The organism is Blastococcus sp. TML/C7B, assembly GCF_016612845.1.
GTDB lineage: Bacteria > Actinomycetota > Actinomycetes > Mycobacteriales > Geodermatophilaceae > Blastococcus.
In genome coordinates this window covers 2,190,869-2,208,743 of sequence record NZ_JAEOAA010000001.1, presented here as the reverse complement: position 1 = coordinate 2,208,743, position 17,875 = coordinate 2,190,869, and the positions used below count along the sequence as shown (strand labels likewise).

Genomic DNA, 17,875 nt, shown 5'->3' with positions numbered 1-17,875 from the left:
CCAGAAGTGTCCGGAGCGGTCATGCCGGCGCCACCCGGGTGACCCACTTGGTCTGCAGCACGCCGGGCCGGTTGGGCGCGATCAACCGCACCGGGTAGCCGTGGTCCGGGTCGAGTGGCGCCCCGTTCAACCCGGTGGCCAGCAGCGTCCGGGGACTGCGGGCGTGCGGGGGCGCCACGGTCGAGCGCCGGTACAGCCCGGCGCTCCTGCAGCGACTCGACGACGACCTCGGTGTCCCGCGGCAGCCCCGCCGCGGCGAGCAGGTCGCCGAGCCGGACCCCGGTCCACGTCGCGTTCGCGCTCCAGCCCTCGACGCAGGCGATCGGCAGCCGCTCGGTGCGCTGGGGGAAGGCGGCGAGGTCGGCCAGCGTCAGCTCCAGCCGGTCGGGTCCCTCGACGACCAGCCGGTACCCGGGCCCCACGTCGGTGACGCCGGCGGCCCGCGCCGTCTGCCGCACCGGCAGCCCCTGCGGGCCGACGCCGGGCTGCCGGGGCGCGAGCAGCGAGACCGCGCCCAGCGGGGAGAACGTCTGGCCGGCGGTGGTGAGCGTGACGGCCCCGACGCCGAGGCCCGCGGCCAGCACGAACGCCCGCCGCGGCACCGGGCCGGACTCCTCGGCCCGCACCTCGGCGGCGTCGGCGACCGGGCTGCTCCGGCGGGCCAGCCCGCGGCGGATCTCCGGGGCCTTGGCACCGACGTGCACCGCGACCGCACCGATCGCGATCCATGCCGTCCAGTAGTGGGCGACCGGGAAGAAGAAGCCGAACGGGTACCACTGGGCGGTGTTGATGATGCCGGTGACCAGCTGCATCGCCGCCGCCCCGACCAGCACCAGGACCGACAGCCGGCTGACGACCCGCGCGACCGTGCCGGCCACCGGCCAGGCGAACAGCGCCGGGTAGACCGTCCAGAGCTTGACCAGCAGCAGCGGGACCGCGGCCAGCCCGGTCGCGACGTGCAGGCCCTGGGTGACGCGGTACAGCCAGGACGGCGAGGCGGGCCAGACGAACCAGCCGGGCGGGTGCTGCACGAGGTGGCTGACCAGCCCGGTGGCGAAGCAGACCGCGAAGGCCAGTCCCAGCCACACCCCGCTCCGGGCGGCCCGCCGCTCGGAGTGCAGGGGGCTGGAGAAGGCGTCCGCGCGGAACGGCCCGCGGCGCAGGGCCTCGGGCGGCCCGGGCACGGGTGCCCCCAGCAGCCGGTCGAGGACGGTCACGCCGGGCTGCCCACGTCCGCGGCCGTGGCGGCGACCGCCCGCGCCGTCCGGCTCCCCGGGGCGCACAGCGCGGCCACCGCGACGGCGTCCGGGAAGTGGTCGATGTCGGTGAGCTCGGGCAGGTCGACGACGACGAGGCCGCGCCCCTCGAGCGCCGCACGGGTGCGGACGGCGGTGTCCTCGCGCGACATCGGCACCGTCGCCAGCACCGCGGCGTCCTCCGGCCGGTGCACGCCGAGCGCCCACCAGCCACCGTCCGGTGCGGTGCCGAGCACCGCCGTCCCCGGGCCGGCCGCCTCCAGCCGCTCCGCGCACCGGGCGAGCAGCTCGGGCGTCACCTGCGGGGTGTCCATGCCGATGAGCAGCACGGGCGCGGTCGAGCCGGCCATGGCGTCGGTGAACGCTGCCGCCAGCCGGGTGCCCAGGTCGCCCTGGACCTGCGGGACGACGGCGAAGCCGGTCAGGTCGAGCGCTCCCGGCGGCCCGTCCAGCGCGACGACGCGGCCGGCCACCGGAGCCGCGCGCACCGCGTCGAGGGTGTCGCCGACCGCGGCGGCAGCGATGGCGGCCGCCTGGTCGGGGCTGCACGGCGGGGTGAGCCGGGTCTTGCTCCGCCCGGGCACCGGTGCCTTGGTGATGACGAGGGCCCGGGTGCGCAGCGCGCCGGTCACCGGGCCAGCACCGCGCTCATGTCGCGGATCGTGCGGGCGGTGCCGCGCACGGTGCCGGTGACCTTCGACCGCGAGCCGGCGGTGCGCACGGCGTAGTCGACGTCCACCTCCCGGATGCGCCAGCCGTCGTCGGCCGCCGCGGTGACCATCTCCAGCGGGTAGCCGAACCTGCGGTCGGTGAGGTCGAGCGCGAGCAGCGCGGACCGGCGGGCTGCCCGCATCGGGCCCAGGTCGTGCAGCCGCAGGCCGGTGCGCCGGCGCAGCATGCGGGCCAGCGCGATGTTCGCGATCCGCGCGTGCACCGGCCACGCCCCGCGCGCGGGGCGGCGCCGGCCCAGCACCAGGTCGGCCTCCCCCGCCAGCACCGGCCCGGCGACCCGCGGCAGCTGCGCCGGGTCCATCGAGCCGTCGGCGTCGCAGAAGCAGACCAGGTCGGCGGTCGCCGCCTCCAGCCCGGCGTGCGCGGCGGCGCCGAACCCACGCTGCGGCACGTGCACGACCAGCGCGCCGTGCGCGGTGGCGACGGCGGCCGAGCCGTCGGTCGAGCCGTTGTCCGCGACGATCGCCCGGTAGCCGGCCGGGAGGCGGGAGAGCACCCACGGCAGCGACGCCGCCTCGTCCAGGCAGGGCAGGACGACGTCGACCGGCGGCGGTTCAGCGGGGGCAGCCATGACCGGCGTTCGTGCCGGGGCCCGCGTCCGGTTCACCAGGGCGTCCGGACGGTCACCTCCACGGTGATCGCCAATAGCGCTGCGAGCGCCAGCCAGAATCGGTGCGAGCGGGCCGGCAACGACGCCGTCGCCGGCAGCAGCCAGACGACGAACGGCAGCCAGATCCGCTCGGTCTCGCCGAGCACCAGGCCGGAGAGGTCGCTGACCAGCACCCCGCCCAGCGACGCCAGCGGCAGCCAGGCCACCCGGCCGCGCACGCCGGCCAGCCCGGCGACCACGGCCGGCCCCGCGGCGACCGCACCCGCGGCGAGGTTGGCGGCCAGGAACCAGGTCGCCTGCGCGGCGCGGTCCTCGTACGCGGCGCCGTCGCGGACCCGCTGCGACACCGCCTCGATCCCCTCGACCCACCAGTAGCCCCCGGCGGTGAACAGCGCGGCCACCAGCAGCACCCCGGCGGCGGCGACCGCGAGCACCCGCAGCACGCCGGCCCAGTCCAGGCGCGCCCGCTGCAGCAGCACGACGGTCAGCGCGAGCAGCCCCGCCGCGGCCAGCCCGAAGGACAGGTACAGGCTCAGCCCTAGGAGTACGCCCCCGGCCAGGGCGCGGACCCAGCCGGCCCGTGCCGGGAACCGTGCGGCGGCCAGCGCCAGCAGCGCCACGCCCCAGGCGGTGACGCCGGCGAAGAACGCGTCCGCGCTGGTGGCGATCCACACCGCGCCGGGCAGCAGGACGGCGAACGGCGCCACGGTCCGGGCGGCGGCCTCGTCGGCGACCACCCGGACGGTGACCAGCACGGCGGGGACGGCGAGCGCGCCCCCGGCGATGCACAGCGCGGCGGCCCAGCCCGGTCCGCCCAGCCCCACCCGGTCCAGCAGCACGAACGCGAGCAGCGCACCCGGCGGGTGCCCCGACACGTGGGTGACCCACGGATCGGGAGAGCCGACCGGCACCGAGTCGACGAAGGTGGCCAGGAAGGTGCGCAGGCCCCCGACCCGGCCGACGTCGGCGACGTACTCGTGCTCGGTGGCCATCGGCGCGGCGAGCGCGGACCAGCTGCTGCTGAGCGCCAGCGCGACCGCCCACGCCGCGGCGCCCGCGGTGCTCGCGGCGAGCACCGCGGGCCAGCGCAGCCGGCGGGCCGTCGCCGGACCCCACAGCACCACCGCGACCGCGACGGCCACCGGCAGGAGCATCCGCGGGGTGAGCACGACGTCGAACGGGCCGACGACGACGTAGCCCTCGCGCAGGCTGAGCTGCCCGCCGTCCCGGGTGATCCGCCGGCCGCTGAGCCAGACGGCCAGCACGCCCGCCGCGACCAGCACGACGGCGAGCCCGCGGGCGGTGCGGCCGCGCGCGGGCGTCGTCGTCCCGGCGGGGCGGGGCGGGGCGGTGGTCACCGGCTCGGTGCGGCCGGGCGGAGCGGGTCGGTGGCGAAGGCGCGCATGCCGTCGGCGAAGGTCACCCGCGCCCGGAAGCCGAGCTCCCGCGCCGCGCGCTCGGGGCTGGCGACGACGTGCCGCACGTCGCCGATCCGGTACTCGCCGGTGGTCCGCGGCTCGGGGCCGCCGAACGCCTCGGCCAGCGCGCGGGCCATGTCGCCCACGGTGTGCGGGGAGCCCGAGGCGACGTTGTGCGCGCGCAGCGCCCCCTCCGGCGGCTCGGCCGCCAGCGCGCACAGGTTGGCCTGCGCGACGTCGGTGACGTGCACGAAGTCGCGCTGCTGGCCGCCGTCCTCGAACACCGCGGGCGCGCGGCCGGCCTCCAGGGCGCTGCGGAAGATCGCCGCCACCCCGGAGTACGGGGTGTCCCGCGGCATGTGCGGGCCGTAGACGTTGTGGTACCTCAGCGCGACCGCTCCGCCGCCGGTCGCGGACGCCCACGCGGCGGCCAGGTGCTCCTGGTGCAGCTTGGTGGCGGCGTAGGTGTTGCGCGGATCGGCCGGGGTCTCCTCGCCGACGGTGTCCCACGCGAGCTGCCGGCCGCACCGCGGGCACGGCGGCTCGAACCGGCCGGCGTCCAGGTCCGCGCGGCGCCGGGCGGCGGCGGGGACCACGCCGTCCACGGGGCAGGCGTAGCGGCCCTCGCCGTAGACGACCATCGAGCTGGCGAGCACCAGCCGGCCGACGTCGGCGCGCGCCATGGGCGGCCAGCAGCACCGCCGTGCCCAGCCCGTTGATGCCGGCGTACTCCGGCATGTCCTGCACGTCGACGCCCAGGCCCACCATCGCGCCCTGGTGGCAGACGGCGTCCACGCCGTCCAGCGCCCGGTCGACGGTGGCCGCGTCGCGCACGTCGCCGTGGTGGAACTCGACACCGTCGGGCAGCCGCGGTGTGCTGCCGGCCGGGTGGACGGCGGGCAGCAGCGCGTCGAGCACCCGCACCTCGTGGCCGGCGGCGGCGTAGGCCTCGACGACGTGCCCGCCGATGAACCCGGCGCCGCCCGTGACCAGCACCCGCATCAGGAGGCCCGCAGCCGCAGCACGGGCGCGTCGCCGGCGACCGGCGCCAGGGCGGCGAACCAGCGGCCGTCCCGCTCCCACGTGGTGACGGGCTCGAGGCCGGCGGCCGCGGCGGGCCCGGCGACGGCGTCGGCACCGACCTGCGCCCACGGGAACCAGCTGCCCCTCTCGGCACCGCGTTCGAGCCGGACGCGGCCGGCGCGCAGCCCCGTGCCGGGGCGCCCCAGCTCCACCAGCACCCGGCCGGTGGGCGTCAGGAGCTCACGGCAGCGGGACAGCAGCGCGACCGGGTCGCCACCGATGCCGATGTTGCCGTCGGCGAGCAGGACGGTGTCCCAGCCGCCCTCGGCGGGCACCGGCTCGAAGACCGACCGCCGGACGGCGGTTGCACCGAGCCCCCGCGCGATCCGCACCGCCTCCCGCGAGGTGTCCACGCCGAGCGCCTCCCGGCCCTGCCCGGCCAGCTCCGCGGCCAGCCGGCCCGGCCCGCAGCCGGCGTCCAGCACCGTGCCCTCGGCGCGGTCGAGCAGCTCGCGGTCGGCGTCGTCGGCGGTGCCGACCCACTGGCCGAGCGCACCTGCCAGCGAGTGCCGGCCGCCGCCCTCGTACCGGGCGAACCACCGCCACCGCTCCGCCGGGGAGCCGGCCGACCGCAGCGCGGTGTCGTACAGGTCGGCCGGCGCCGGCTCGGCGATCGCGAGGCTCATCGGCCCGCGCCCGGGGTCGCGGGGCGGGGGGCGACGGCGCTGCGGATTCGACTCACGTGCAGGCGTTCGTGCCGGGGAGGCGGTCCGGTTCACCCCGAACCCGATCGAGGAAGTTCGCGTCGGGGGCAATCCGATCGCGGACCTCGGGTCGAAGGCCTGCTGACATCCGATCGAACGAGGAGATCCCATGACGCAGTTCCGCTCCCCCGCCAAGCTCCTGGTCGCCGGCGTGGCCCTCACCGCGGCCCTCGGCCTCAGCGCCTGCAGCGACGACGCCTCGGCCGACGACGCCACGACGTCGAGCTCCTCCTCGGAGAGCGCGCAGTTCGCCCGCCCCGAGCCGGTCGCCTCCCTGCCGGCGATCCCGGCCGGTGGCAGCACCGCCGTCGCCCTGGACGCGGCCTTCGTGGACGCGCTCGGCAGCCTCGGCCTCACGCCGGGCACCGTCGGCGGCGCGACGCTCGCCGACGGCTCGGTCAGCTTCCCGATCACCGGTGGCACCGTGACCGTGTTCGACAAGTCGACCGGCTACAAGCCCTACGTGCAGGGCACGCTGTTCCACCAGGGCAGCGGGCTGAGCCTGACCGCCGGTGGCACCACGGTGGAGCTGACCAACTTCACCATCGACCCCGGCACCCCGTCGCGGCTGTTCGGTGACGTCTCGGTCAACGGCGAGCTGGCCGTGCCGAGCGCCCCGCTGTTCGACCTGGACGGCAGCACGCTGAACCCGCCGACCATCGAGGGCGGCGAGGCCACCCTGCAGGGCACCGAGGTGCTGCTCAGCGCCGAGGCCGCCGAGCTGCTGAACACGACCTTCGACACCGACGCCCTCGCGGGCGGCTTCCTCATCGGCGTCGCGACGATCACCGTGCCGACCAGCTGATGCGCTAGCCGGCAACGCACAGGAGGGGTGGAGCCGGTCGGCTCCACCCCTCCTGCGCGTCTGCGCCCGGTGCTACCGGCGGCCCTCGGCGGGCCAGCCAGGTGCGCGCGGCCGAGACCAGGGCCTTCACCCCGGTGCTCAGCGTGGGCTCGATGACCGGCGCGAACTGCGCCGAGTGGTTCGACGGCAGGTCGCGGACGACCCGCTGCAGGCCCTCGCGGTCGGTGACCCCGGCGAACGCGGCCGGGTCGGCGCCGCCGAGCAGCCAGTAGACCAGCGGCACGCCCGCGGCGGTGGCGAGCATGCCGACGTCCTCGCTGCCGGTGACCGGGCCGGGGTCGACGGTCAGCCCAGGACCGAGGTCGCGGTCCCAGCCCTCGATGGTGCGCTTGCCGGCATCGGGGTCGTTGACCAGGACGGGGAAGGACTCCTTCAGGTTCACCTCGGGCTCCTCCGGAGCCCCGGAGGCGGCGGCCTCGGCCCGCACGATCCGGTCGATGGAGGTCATCAGGCGCCGGCGCACCTCGGTGTCGTAGGAGCGCAGGCTCACCCGCAGCTCGGCGCGCTCGGGGATCACGTTGCCGGCGTTGCCGGCGTGCATCGCGCCCACGGTGACGACGGCGGACTCGCTGCCGGCCACCTCGCGGGAGACGACGGTCTGCAGCCGCATGACGGTGGCGGCGGCCATGACGACGGGGTCGACGGTCGTCTCCGGCCGGGAGCCGTGCCCACCGCGGCCGTGCAGCACGATGTGCAGCATGTCGGCGCCGGCGAAGGCCGGGCCCTTGCGCAGGCCCAGCAGGCCCGCGGGCAGCGGCGAGACGTGCTGGCCCAGCACGACGTCGGGCTTGCCGAACCGGTCGAAGATGCCGTCGTCGATCATCGACTGGGCGCCGCCGCCGACCTCCTCGGCCGGCTGGAACACCAGCATCAGCGTCCCGCTCCAGGTGTCCCGCTCGGCGACCAGCGTGGCGGCGGCACCGAGCAGGCAGGTCACGTGCACGTCGTGACCGCAGGCGTGCATGACCGCGGTGTCGGAGCCGTCGGCCGCCGTCCCCCGGGCGGTGCTGGCGTAGGGCAGGCCGGTCTCCTCCTCCACCGGGAGGGCGTCCATGTCGGCGCGCAGCAGCGCGGTCGGCCCCGGCCCGTTGCGCAGGACGCCCACGACGCCGGTGCGCCCGACGCCGGTGGTCGTCTCGTACCCCAGCGCCTCGAGCCGCTCGGCGATGATCCCGGCCGTGCGGTGCTCGGCGAAGGCGAGCTCCGGGTGGGCGTGCAGGTCCCGGTAGATGTGCTCCAGGTCTGCGAGGACGTCGGCAGGGCTCACGTCGGCGGCTCCTTGGGTGGTCGGCCGTGGCCGGCGGATCGGGAGGCGACCGTATCCCGGCACGTGGCCGCCGTCACCGACCCGGGGTGACCGGCGGCACAACCCTGGGTCCGCCGGCCGGCAGCGCTTCGCTACGGTCCGCACATGACCGACCGCCGCCCGATCCGCATCGGCAACTTCTCCGGTTACCTCGGCGACCGGTTCACCGCGATCGAGGAGGCGCTGGCCGGCGACCCGGTCGACGTCCTCATGGGCGACTACCTGGCCGAGGTCACCCTCGCCTCGCTGTCGACCACCTACCGGCAGAACCCGGAACGCGGCGGCTACGTCCCCACGTTCCTGCGGCAGCTCGCCCCGCACCTGCCGGTGCTGGCAGAGCGCGGGATCAAGGTCGTCACCAACGCCGGCGGGTTCGACCCGGCGGGCATGGCCGCCGCGGTGCGGCAGCTGGTCGCCGACGCCGGGCTGGCGCTGGAGGTGGCGCACGTCGACGGCGACAACCTGGTCGGCCGGCTCGAGGAGTTCCACGCCGAGGGGCACGCGCTGGAGAACCTGGACACGAACGCGCCGCTCAAGGACTGGGGCGTGGAGCCGATCGCGGCCAACGCCTACCTCGGCGGCTTCGGCATCGCCGAGGCGCTGCGGGCCGGCGCGGACATCGTCGTCACCGGGCGGGTCACCGACGCCTCGCTCACGGTGGGCCCGGCCGCGTGGTGGCACGGGTGGACGCCGGACGAGTGGGACGCCCTGGCCGGCGCGGTCACCGCGGGGCACATCATCGAGTGCGGCGCGCACGCCACCGGCGGCAACTTCTCCGGCTTCCGCAGCGTGCCCGGCATGACCCGGCCCGGCTTCCCGATCGCCGAGATCGCCGCCGACGGCAGCAGCGTCATCACCAAGCACGCCCGCGACGGGGGGATGGTCACCGTCGACACGGTGACCGCCCAACTGGTCTACGAGATCCAGGGCCCGCGCTACCTCAACCCGGACGCGACGGTGCACCTGGAGACGGTGCAGCTCACGCAGGTCGGCCCGGACCGGGTGGCCATCGGGCCGGTGACCGGGTCGCCGCCGCCGGTCACCGCCAAGGTCGCCGTCTTCGCGCCGATCGGCTTCGAGATCTCCACGATGCTGTTCTGCACCTCGCCGGACGTCGAGGCGAAGGTGGACCTGCTGCGCGCGCAGCTGGAGCTGCTCCTCGGCGACGTCGTCGACGAGCTGGACGTGACCGCGCTGGGCACCGCGGCGCCGGACCCGGCGACCCAGTGGGCGGCGACCGTGCCGATCCGGGTGATCGCCACCGCCCGCGAGCGCGAGCAGCTGCGGGCGTTCCCGTCGGCCGTGAGCGGCCTGTACCTGCAGGGCTTCCCCGGCTTCCACCACGACGGGCACGCGCAGGCCGCCCGCGAGCCGTGGCCCCGGATCGACTACTGGCCGGCGCTCGTGCCGGCCGAGGTGCTCGTGCACCGGGCGGTGCTGGCCGACGGCACGGTGCTCGACGCCCCGACGCCGTCCCGGACGGCGACCGACGACGAGATCGCCCAGCCCCGCCACCCCGAGCCCTCCCCCGCCGCCGACGCCGGGGCGACCCGGCGGGTGCTGCTCGGCGAGTTCGCGCACGCCCGCGCCGGCGACAAGGGCGGCAACTCCAACGTGGGGTTGTGGGTGAGCGACCCGGCGCACTGGGAGTGGCTGCGGACGACGCTGACCACCGACGGGCTGCGGGCGCTCATGCCGGAGGCGCGCGAGCTGACGCTGCGGCGGCACGAGTTCCCGCACCTGCGGGCCGTCCACTTCGTGCTCGAGGGGCTGCTGGGCACCGGTGGCTCGTCGAACCTGCGGGTGGACCAGATCGGCAAGTCCGTCGGCGAGTACCTGCGCTCCAAGCTGGTGCCGGTGCCCGAGGAATGGGCCGGCCGTTCCGCGACGTTGCCGTGAGCCAGACCACACGACGATCAGGAGTGCACGCATGAAGGCAGCCGTCTACCACCGCAACGGTCCCCCCGACGTCCTCCAGTACGAGGACGTGCCGGACCCGGAGGTCGGCCCGGGCATGGTGCTGATCCGCGTGGAGGCGGTGTCCATCGAGGGCGGCGACACCCTCAACCGGCTCGGCGGCCCGCTGATCACCGTGCCGCACATCGTCGGGTACCAGGCCGCGGGGACCATCGTCGCGGTCGCCCACGACGTGACCGACCGGGCCGTGGGCGACCGCGTGGTGGCGACCAGCAGCCACGGGTCGCACGCCGAGCTGTTCGCCGTCTCGGCGCGGACCACGTGGAAGGTGCCCGAGGGGGCCGACATCGCCGCGGCCGCCTGCGTGCCGGTCGCGTACGGCACCGCGCACGACTGCCTGTTCGAGTTCGGCCGGCTGACCGAGGGCGAGACGGTGCTGGTGCAGGCCGGTGCCGGTGGCGTCGGGGTCGCCGCCATCCAGCTCGCCAAGCGGGCCGGTGCGACGGTGATCGCGACCGCGTCGTCCCTCGCCCGGCTCGAGCCGCTGAAGGAGCTCGGCCTGGACCACGCCGTCGACTACTCCAAGCACGGCTGGGTGGACGAGGTGCGCGGGCTGACCGAGGGCGGGCGCGGGGTGCACGTCGTCGTCGACTCGGTGGGCGGCAAGACGCTGCAGCAGTCGGTCGCCTGCCTGCGCCGCCGCGGCCGCGCCATCACCGTCGGCAACGCCGGCCGGGACGTGACGCCGTTCAACGCCGGGGTGCTGGGCATGCAGAACCAGTCGCTGACCGGCGTCTACCTGGGCGGGGAGATCACCACACCGCGCGTGCAGCAGATGGTGCAGGGCCTGGTGGACGACGTCGCCGCCGGCCGGCTCGCCGTCCTGATCGACCGCACCTTCCCGTTGTCCGCGGCCGCCGCGGCGCACGAGTACATCGAGAGCCGCAAGGCCGTCGGACGGGTCGTCCTCACCCCGAACGCACCGGAGGAGGTCGTCGCCACCGACGACGACTGAGGCAGTCCGCGGCGGACGACGGTCCGTCGCGAGCACCGGCAGAGGGGTGCGGGGACGAGGTCTCCGCACCCCTCCGTGTCTCCGCACGCGTGCTCGCCGGCGACCGAGGTCCCGCCGCCACCGGGGCGGTCGACCCTGGGCCGCCGGACGCGCGGGGATCACCCTCGGGTCCGTCCGAGCACTCTGCCGACGGCTCCGGAGGACGTGCGATGACCGACCCGGCGTCCCTGCTCAGCGTGCCGCGACCGCGTCACCCCGGCCCGGAGATGGCCGCGCTCGACCGGTTCTACGCCGACGGTGACCTGGACCGGGACCATCGAGCCGGACGGGATGGGGCCGGGCAGCCCGGCGATGACCGCCCGAGGGTCGGGCGTGCACTCCCGCCTGCACGACGGGCTGTGGATCGTCGGGGACTACCGGCAGGACCAGTTCCTGCTGGACGGCACCTTCCTGCTCACCTGGCAGCTGCACTGGGTCACCGGCTGGGACGCCGACGCCGGCGAGTACCGGGCCACGCTGGCCGACAACTACGGCCATGCCGACGTCATGCGCGGCCGCCTGGATGGCGACCGGCTGGTGTACGCCTCGGTCGGGGATGCCCCGATCCGACTGCGGCTGACGTGGGACGTCTCCGACCCGGCGGCGGCGGAGTGGACCAACGAGGTCTCCGTCGCCGGGGGCACGTGGACGCTGGTCGAGCGCTACCGGATGACGCGGTCGGCCCCCTCGACCGCGGCCGGCTGATCGCCGTGCCCACGCCCGCGCGATCCGTGGAACGAGCCGGACCGACCGCGGCGGAGCTCGCACGGGAGGTGCGGGACGTCCTCGCCGACCTGCCGCGCTTCGTCATCGCACCGCTGCTGCGTCCTTGGCACCGGCACTGGGGTGCGACTCCGGCGGAGGTCGCGGCACCGTTCCCGGGCGACGACCGGGTGGCCGATGCGCACCTCGGGGCCACCCGAGCCCTCACCATCGCGGCGCTGCCGGACGAGCTGTGGCCCTGGCTGGTGCAGGTGGGCTGCCTCCGTTCCGGGTGGTACGCCGACGACCTGCTGGACAACCTCGGTCACCCGAGCGCCACGGCGATCGTGCCCTCGTTGCAGGACCTCCGCGTGGGCAGATGGCTCCCGATGTCCCCGCGGCCGACGGAGCAGACCTCCTTCGTCGTCGACTCCCTACGACGAGCCGCGGTGGATGCTGTGGCGCACGCCGACGAGCACGTGGGCCTGGCGGCTCGCACCGCTGCCTGGCGACCGGACACGCCTGGCCACCCGGCTGCGCGTCACCTACGACCGGCGGCGTCCGGCGGCGGTCCTGCTTCTGGAGCTCGGCGACTGGCCGATGATGCGGCGGATGCTGCGGGGCATCCGGTCGCGCGCGGAGGCCGAGCACCGCCGGCGTCATCCGCCGGCCGCCCGCCCCCGCATCCTGGCGCTGATCAAGGCGGGGCACACCGCCCTCTGGGCCACGATCGAGTTCTGCGTCGGCTTCCTGCTGTGGTCCACCGTCCGCGGGCGTCGGGACAGGCGGGTCGCGGCGGCCGCCGCCGTCGTCGCGGCCGAGTGCCTGGTCTTCGTCGGGGCCGGTTTCCGGTGCCCGCTGACGGGACTGGCCGAGCGGGCCGGCGCACCCGCGGGCGGGGTCACCGACATCTACCTGCCGGCCTGGTTCGCCCGGAACCTGCCCGCCCTGTACGTGCCGGTGCTCGCCCTCGTCGTCTGGCTGCGCACCCGCCGGTAGCAACGCCAGAGGGGTGCGGAGACCAGGTCCCCGCACCCCTCTGTGCTCGTCACCTGGCGGTGACGTCGCGACTGGATCAGCTGTCGTCGGTCATCCAATGTCCGTCCAACGCCCACGTCGTGGGCTCGAACGGCGGCAGGCCCGCACCGATGGGGTGCGGGTGTGCCGTGGCGATGCTGCGCCGTTGGTGAAGTGCACGTCGATGGGTACCCGCAGCAAGGCGGGCTGGACATGACCGAGCTGCGCGGGCAGGCATGTCGCGGACGGCGCGGGCAGCCCCGGTCGGGGGTCGGGCTCCGGGCCGCAGGACGGGCAGCGGAACGCCGGGGCGGCGGTGTTCATCGGTCTTTCCTCGGTCGAGTGGTCAGCGGGCTTGCTGTCTTCCGCGACCCGCACAGCCCGGCCCCTTCCGCACTCGAGCCGTGACTTCCGACCAGAGTGTCGGCGCCCATGGGACGACAGTCATGGGCCTCTGCTCCAGCGAACGACACTCGACCAAGCCGCGCCTTGGTCGCCGCGCAGCTCAGTCCGCCGGGGTGGCCAACACCTCATGCTGCGGGCGGCCACCCCGGCCGCATCACACCGTCACCCCACCCGGCCACCAGCCACCCCGCCGGACCGAGCGACAGGAACAGCGATAGCGACTGCACCGCCGTGTCGCTCTCCCACACGTGCGTCCCGTCGGCCTGCTGCGGCACCTGGTCGACCGGTGTCACCCGAATCAGCTCCAGCCCGGGGGCGACCAACCGGGGCCGGGTTCCCGTGCCGAGCTCCCGGTCGTCGAACATGCGCGCGATCACGTCGACCAGGTCGCGGCGGAGCACCCGCTCCAGGTGCGGCCACAGAGGATGCGCCGGCGGCAACGCGGCCAACTGCTCCGCCAACTGCTCGCGAGACGCGCCTCCAGTCAGCGGGTCGTTGAGCGCTCGCGGGTTGTTGAGTACCCACATCTGCACGTAGGACAGGCGGAAGTCGGCGTCCATGCCGCCCCAGACGCTCAACACGTCGCGGGCCCGGGCCTGCTCCACCCATTTCAGGGCGGAGAGCGCCACTTCCGCGTTCGCCGCAGTGGCGTCGAAGTCGAACCCAGAGTCGTCGGTCACGGCTGCATTGTGTGCCTGCTGGCTGACATCCCGGTCGGTGCCCGGGTCGGCGGAAGAGTGTCGCCTGTCGGAAACCGTGACCCGGGTCGGCGACACTTTCATCGGAACGCGCGTCGGCCCGTCGCTCCCATCCGGTTGGCCGCCGTCGTGCGTCTCGGAGACCCCCTTCAGTTGTTCGACGCCGTCGGCGTCGAACAAGTCCAGCTGTCCCATCACCTTCGCCCTGCGCATGTGCCCGACCGTGCGGACGTATGCGCAGGCGTCACGGAACCTTTCGAGATCCGGTGAGACGGTCGCCGTGGCTCCTCCGGCTCTCCGCGGTCGCCGCCTTCGATGCCTAGACGCGACAGCGATCTCGTCCGGCTGGATGCACGGCTGGCCGCGATCCCGTCAAGCCGAAAGCTGTCGCCGAGCGCGCCGGGAACCGCTCCTTCGAAGCGCGGCTAGCTCTCCGCGGACCTCGCCGGCGAGCGCCTCCACCTTCTGCCGTGTGCTCCCGGCGAACCATCCCCCGCCTGGCTCTGCCTCCACGGCCTTCATGGCCTTGCTGATGCCGTCAACGAGGGCAACGCCGACCGCGGCCCGCTCCTCCCGCTGCTTCAGCTCGTAGTCCTCCAGCAGTGCTGCGGTCGTCGGGTCGGTCTGGGCGACTGCGTACCGGTGCAGCAACTCCGCCACCATCAACGTGGCCTCCGCCTCGGCGTAGTAGGCAAGGCTGAACATCACATCGGGCACGGTGGTCTGCAGCGCCTCGAGCTTCTCGCGAGCATTCGACGGAAGTCGACCGAGGTCCCGCTTGAGCCGGGCGACCTCCTCGGCAGCGCGCTCCAGTTGCACCTCCAACGCGCGGCGGTCAGGCAGTTCGGCCGCCAGAGCTTCAGGCAGCGCTCCCAGCAACGAGGCGAGCTCGACCACCTTGACCACCCGTCGACGGTCCGCCCGTAGCTGGGCGATCTGCTGGTCCCGTTCCATCCCCTTCAGGTTGTCGAGGGCGGAGCCGACGGCGGTCAGCGTCTTCATCATCCGCGCCTGACCGGCGAGCGAAGCGGCGACGAAGATCAGCCCGGATACCGACGCCAGCGAACGCAACCCGGTCCCTGCTTGCTGCCACCGCACCAACGCCCGAATGCCCTTGTCTCCGCGGAGAACTCCGAGCATCTCCCCGTTCGACATCACGGCGTCGAACTGCCGGAACTGCTCGACGCTGCTCTTCGCGACCTTGAACACCAGTCCGGCCTGCCGGACGTCCTCTACGGCGCTAGCCGCCTGCAGGGCCGCGGCCGCTGCGCCGAACGCTGTGCCCAACTCGGCGGTCGCTGCGTGCGTCAGCTGCGGGGACAGCGTGTACAGCGGCTTCCCCAAGTGAGCAACCAAGCCGGTGTTGCCCAGCACCAGGACCTTGTCGTCGTCCAGGCGCTGCACAAGCGCGTCGTCCGTGGTGAGTTCGGGCAGTCGCTCGACCACGACAGGCGCAGCGTCGCCCGATTCCCGCGCTGCAGCGGCCGCCCAGTCCTCCCATGGGCTCAGCAGTGATCGCGTGGACACGTCGTCCTCGTGCCCAGATTCGGGCGCATCCAGAAGCGCCGCGTCGGCATCAGGGGCGAACCGGACCCGAACACGGCCAGCGACCGGCGCTGCCAGCACCACCACGGGCACGGTTCGCGTCACAGCGCGGCCCCGGGCCGCGCACGCGTACGTCCGCCCGATGGCAATGTCCGCTGCGCGCATGGTCCCCGACCCTGCCGTGAGACGTGCGCGGACACCATCCCCGAGCAGAGTGAAGGCGGGAGGGCCGCTCGACGCCACCAGCATCGGCGGCTCGGTCGCCTAACCCGCACCGAAAGCTCGCCGCGCGCTGGAGGCCCTAGCCGGCCTGGCGACACCTCATGGAGGACGGGAGGAACAGGAGCGGCGACAACTCGCGGGGGCCGCCGGTCAGCTAGGCGCCGGAAGCTGTCTTCACCGATTCAGCCTGCAGCCAGCCGTCTGTGGTTTCGCCGTTGATGGTGGCTTCCACGGCCTCCACGACCATCTCGACTCGCGTGCCGTTCTGCCAGCCGTCCGCGTCCGACTCGTCGACGAACACCGGTAGGTCGTCCGCTCCACCCTTCGCCATCACGTAGACGACGAAGTCCCCGGACGCCCCGACTCCCCACGCGTCGGATTCGAACAACTCGGCCGTGATCCTGAACCGGTCCCCGGTGGCGATGCCACTCGAGCTGCCGGCGTTCAGCGCATCGAGCAGTTCATCGACCGTGGTGTCAGTGACGGGCGTGGGCGGGGTGTCCACCGGCTCGGTCGCCACGGGTGCCGGCGGGGCGTCTACCTGCTCGGTCGGCTCGGCCGCCGGCGGGGCGTCCGACTCCTCGGCCGTCACGGACGTCGAGGTAGCCGATGCGGAGTTCTTGCTGTCTCCATTCCCCTCGAGCAGGGCGCCGACTCCGATGACGCCGGCGAGAACCAGGACGGCGGCACCGGCGATCGCGATCTGACGCACAGGAAGTGGCGGCTTCGGCTTCCGGAAGTTGAGCGTCGTGTGCAAGGTGCCCGCGCTCTGGTCGACGAGCTCCCAGCCGTCCTTCTGCCACTTAGCGACCGACCTGCCTTCGGTACCGCGTATGGCCTTCACGGTCTTCAGCTCGTACCGCATACCGCCGTCACCCATGCCCCGACCCCCCCAGATCCCACTCGGACCTCCGGCTCCGGGGTCCGCGTGAGCTTAGGGCGTCACTGGGCGGTAGCCGGTGACCTTCCGACCTTTACGGAGCAGCAACTTCCCCGGCGACAACGTCCGGCACAACAGAATCAGCGCAGGGCCGCGTACTCGTGAGGAACCTGCACCAGTTCCACGTCCATCAGATCGCAGAGCCCCTGCAGGCGGTCACGCCACACCGGCTGCTCATCGAGCACTGGAACGGCCACCGCGGCCCGCACCGCGGTGCGGTCCAAGCCGTGGCGGCTGAACCACGGGTCCAGCGGGCTGGCGCTGCGGATGAACTGGCGGTACAGGACCGCCTGGGCGACGGCGTGCCGGTAGTAGCCGCCCACTCCCCCACCACCGCGGACCTTCATCTCCACGGCCCACGGCACGGAGCCCTGGCGCATCAGCGCGTCGAGGTAGCGGGCGGCGTTGCCCGTGGTGTGTCCCCAGCGGGTGGGGAACTGGCTGCCCCAGTTGGTCATGCCGTCATCGGGCTGCAGGAGCTCCAGCCGGCCGGAGGTAACACCGATCGGGCACGCGCCGCGCAGGATGCGTGACTCCAATGCGTGTTCGTTTTGCTTGGCCTCAGCTCCAGCGGCCGGTGCGCGGAACCAGTCGTCGGCGAAGGCGGTCAGTGCGGCCACGGCCAGCTTCACGCTCTGCTCGTCGTCGTCGCGCACGATGAGTCGGGTGCCCCCGTCGGGCTGGACCGCGGCCGCTCGCCAGGCTCGGCGCGCCTCGCCCTCATTACCGGTTCGGCCGACCTTGCCGACGTCCAGCCATCCACGTCCGGCACGAATCCGGCCGACCTCCAGTCCTTCCAGCCGCAGCGACCAATCGGGATAGCCGGTCAGCATCGGGTAGGCACGCAGCTCCGTGCGGCCGACCTCTTTCTGCAGCCGGCGCAGTAGGTCGGGCGGGCCGTCCTCGAGGCGGTCCATCAGGCCCAGGTACCGGACGGCCTTGGCGCTGGTGGAGAAGTCGGCCGGGGCGAGCGGCGGCAGCTGTCGGAGGCCGGTCGCGTCGGCGGTGTAGATGTGTACCGCCGGGCCGCCGCTCATGGCGGCCAGCAGGGAGCCGATCGCGTCGAGCGCCTCGGTGTTCTCCCGCTCACCGAGCACAACGGCGACCTCGCCGGCGGGCTCACCTTCGCCCGCAGACGCCCCGGCCCCGTGCAGGTGCAGGTCGAGCAGATCGAGAACGGCACCGATGCAGGTCTCGGTCGACGCACCACTGGCGACTGCGACGGTCCGCCGGCCATCGAGTCGACACCGCATGACCGTGGATGAGATGGAGTTCTTGCGGTCCTGCTTGTCGGTGACGTCCTGCGCGCCGGCGCGTTCGAGTGCGGCCTTGAGCTGGTCATGGGTGATCACGGGGAGCTCGCCCTTTCCTGGTCTCGCCGCGAGAACGTGGAACGGCGGC

16 protein-coding genes and 2 pseudogenes are annotated in these 17,875 nt (G+C 74.2%); 5 read left to right on the top strand and 13 right to left on the bottom strand.

The features are described 5' to 3' along the window. Positions 1-19 precede the first annotated feature (19 nt). From JKP76_RS22370 to JKP76_RS10720, 8 genes and pseudogenes are all read right to left on the bottom strand, one after another. Positions 20-178: a molybdopterin-dependent oxidoreductase gene (locus JKP76_RS22370; protein ID WP_309232913.1), complete on the bottom strand. Its 159-nt coding sequence runs from the start codon at positions 176-178 to the stop codon at positions 20-22. Positions 179-263: 85 nt separating this feature from the next. After that, positions 264-812 (bottom strand): annotated as a pseudogene (locus JKP76_RS24015) (molybdopterin-binding protein); the annotation flags it as partial. A gap of 401 nt (positions 813-1,213) precedes the next feature. Then, the gene (locus JKP76_RS10740) at positions 1,214-1,888 is read right to left on the bottom strand and encodes a DUF2064 domain-containing protein (RefSeq protein ID WP_309229815.1); all 675 of its coding nucleotides are present in this window, start codon (positions 1,886-1,888) and stop codon (positions 1,214-1,216) included. Next, positions 1,885-2,559, bottom strand: a complete 675-nt coding sequence (locus JKP76_RS10735; protein WP_200490817.1) for a glycosyltransferase family 2 protein — start codon at positions 2,557-2,559, stop codon at positions 1,885-1,887. The genes JKP76_RS10740 and JKP76_RS10735 overlap by 4 nt, the downstream gene beginning before the upstream one ends. A gap of 32 nt (positions 2,560-2,591) precedes the next feature. Next, complete coding sequence (locus tag JKP76_RS10730; RefSeq protein WP_200490816.1) at positions 2,592-3,956, bottom strand: hypothetical protein; 1,365 nt, start codon at positions 3,954-3,956, stop codon at positions 2,592-2,594. Beyond that, positions 3,953-4,699 (bottom strand): NAD-dependent epimerase/dehydratase family protein, encoded by a 747-nt coding sequence (locus tag JKP76_RS10725; protein ID WP_255522638.1) that lies wholly within the window; start codon positions 4,697-4,699, stop codon positions 3,953-3,955. The genes JKP76_RS10730 and JKP76_RS10725 overlap by 4 nt, the downstream gene beginning before the upstream one ends. A gap of 58 nt (positions 4,700-4,757) precedes the next feature. Then, positions 4,758-5,018: pseudogene (locus tag JKP76_RS22360) on the bottom strand (NAD-dependent epimerase/dehydratase family protein); the annotation flags it as partial. Beyond that, on the bottom strand, positions 5,018-5,725 hold the full coding sequence (locus tag JKP76_RS10720; protein ID WP_200490815.1) for a bifunctional 2-polyprenyl-6-hydroxyphenol methylase/3-demethylubiquinol 3-O-methyltransferase UbiG: 708 nt from the start codon (positions 5,723-5,725) through the stop codon (positions 5,018-5,020). The pseudogene JKP76_RS22360 and the gene JKP76_RS10720, both read right to left, overlap by 1 nt. A 187-nt stretch (positions 5,726-5,912) precedes the next feature. On the opposite strand from JKP76_RS10720, the gene JKP76_RS10715 reads away from it, so the two are divergent. After that, the gene (locus JKP76_RS10715) at positions 5,913-6,608 is read left to right on the top strand and encodes a hypothetical protein (RefSeq protein WP_200490814.1); all 696 of its coding nucleotides are present in this window, start codon (positions 5,913-5,915) and stop codon (positions 6,606-6,608) included. Positions 6,609-6,612: 4 nt separating this feature from the next. Here the strand turns inward: JKP76_RS10715 and JKP76_RS10710 are convergent, their stop codons facing one another. Continuing rightward, entirely contained in the window at positions 6,613-7,935 is a 1,323-nt protein-coding gene (locus JKP76_RS10710; RefSeq protein WP_200490813.1) for an amidohydrolase, read from the bottom strand. 144 nt (positions 7,936-8,079) lie between these two features. Between JKP76_RS10710 and JKP76_RS10705 the strand changes: the two genes are divergently transcribed. From JKP76_RS10705 to JKP76_RS10690, 4 genes are all read left to right on the top strand, one after another. Further along, positions 8,080-9,873, top strand: coding sequence for an acyclic terpene utilization AtuA family protein (locus JKP76_RS10705; RefSeq protein ID WP_200490812.1), 1,794 nt, complete (start codon positions 8,080-8,082; stop codon positions 9,871-9,873). 31 nt (positions 9,874-9,904) lie between these two features. Then, on the top strand, positions 9,905-10,906 hold the full coding sequence (locus tag JKP76_RS10700; protein WP_200490811.1) for a zinc-binding dehydrogenase: 1,002 nt from the start codon (positions 9,905-9,907) through the stop codon (positions 10,904-10,906). Positions 10,907-11,203: 297 nt separating this feature from the next. Next, the gene (locus JKP76_RS10695; RefSeq protein WP_200490810.1) at positions 11,204-11,650 is read left to right on the top strand and encodes a DUF1579 family protein; all 447 of its coding nucleotides are present in this window, start codon (positions 11,204-11,206) and stop codon (positions 11,648-11,650) included. 450 nt (positions 11,651-12,100) lie between these two features. Next, a complete protein-coding gene (locus JKP76_RS10690; RefSeq protein ID WP_200490809.1) occupies positions 12,101-12,646 on the top strand; it encodes a hypothetical protein in 546 nt (181 codons plus the stop codon). A 548-nt stretch (positions 12,647-13,194) separates the two neighbouring features. Here JKP76_RS10690 and JKP76_RS10685 read toward each other — a convergent pair. The 4 genes from JKP76_RS10685 to JKP76_RS10670 form a co-directional block, all read right to left on the bottom strand. Continuing rightward, positions 13,195-13,980, bottom strand: coding sequence for a hypothetical protein (locus tag JKP76_RS10685; protein WP_200490808.1), 786 nt, complete (start codon positions 13,978-13,980; stop codon positions 13,195-13,197). Between the two features lie 159 nt (positions 13,981-14,139). Beyond that, a complete protein-coding gene (locus JKP76_RS10680) occupies positions 14,140-15,477 on the bottom strand; it encodes a hypothetical protein (RefSeq protein ID WP_200490807.1) in 1,338 nt (445 codons plus the stop codon). A gap of 211 nt (positions 15,478-15,688) precedes the next feature. Beyond that, positions 15,689-16,399, bottom strand: coding sequence for a hypothetical protein (locus tag JKP76_RS10675; RefSeq protein WP_200490806.1), 711 nt, complete (start codon positions 16,397-16,399; stop codon positions 15,689-15,691). A 155-nt stretch (positions 16,400-16,554) separates the two neighbouring features. Next, a complete protein-coding gene (locus JKP76_RS10670) occupies positions 16,555-17,826 on the bottom strand; it encodes a hypothetical protein (RefSeq protein ID WP_200490805.1) in 1,272 nt (423 codons plus the stop codon). Positions 17,827-17,875 lie beyond the last annotated feature (49 nt).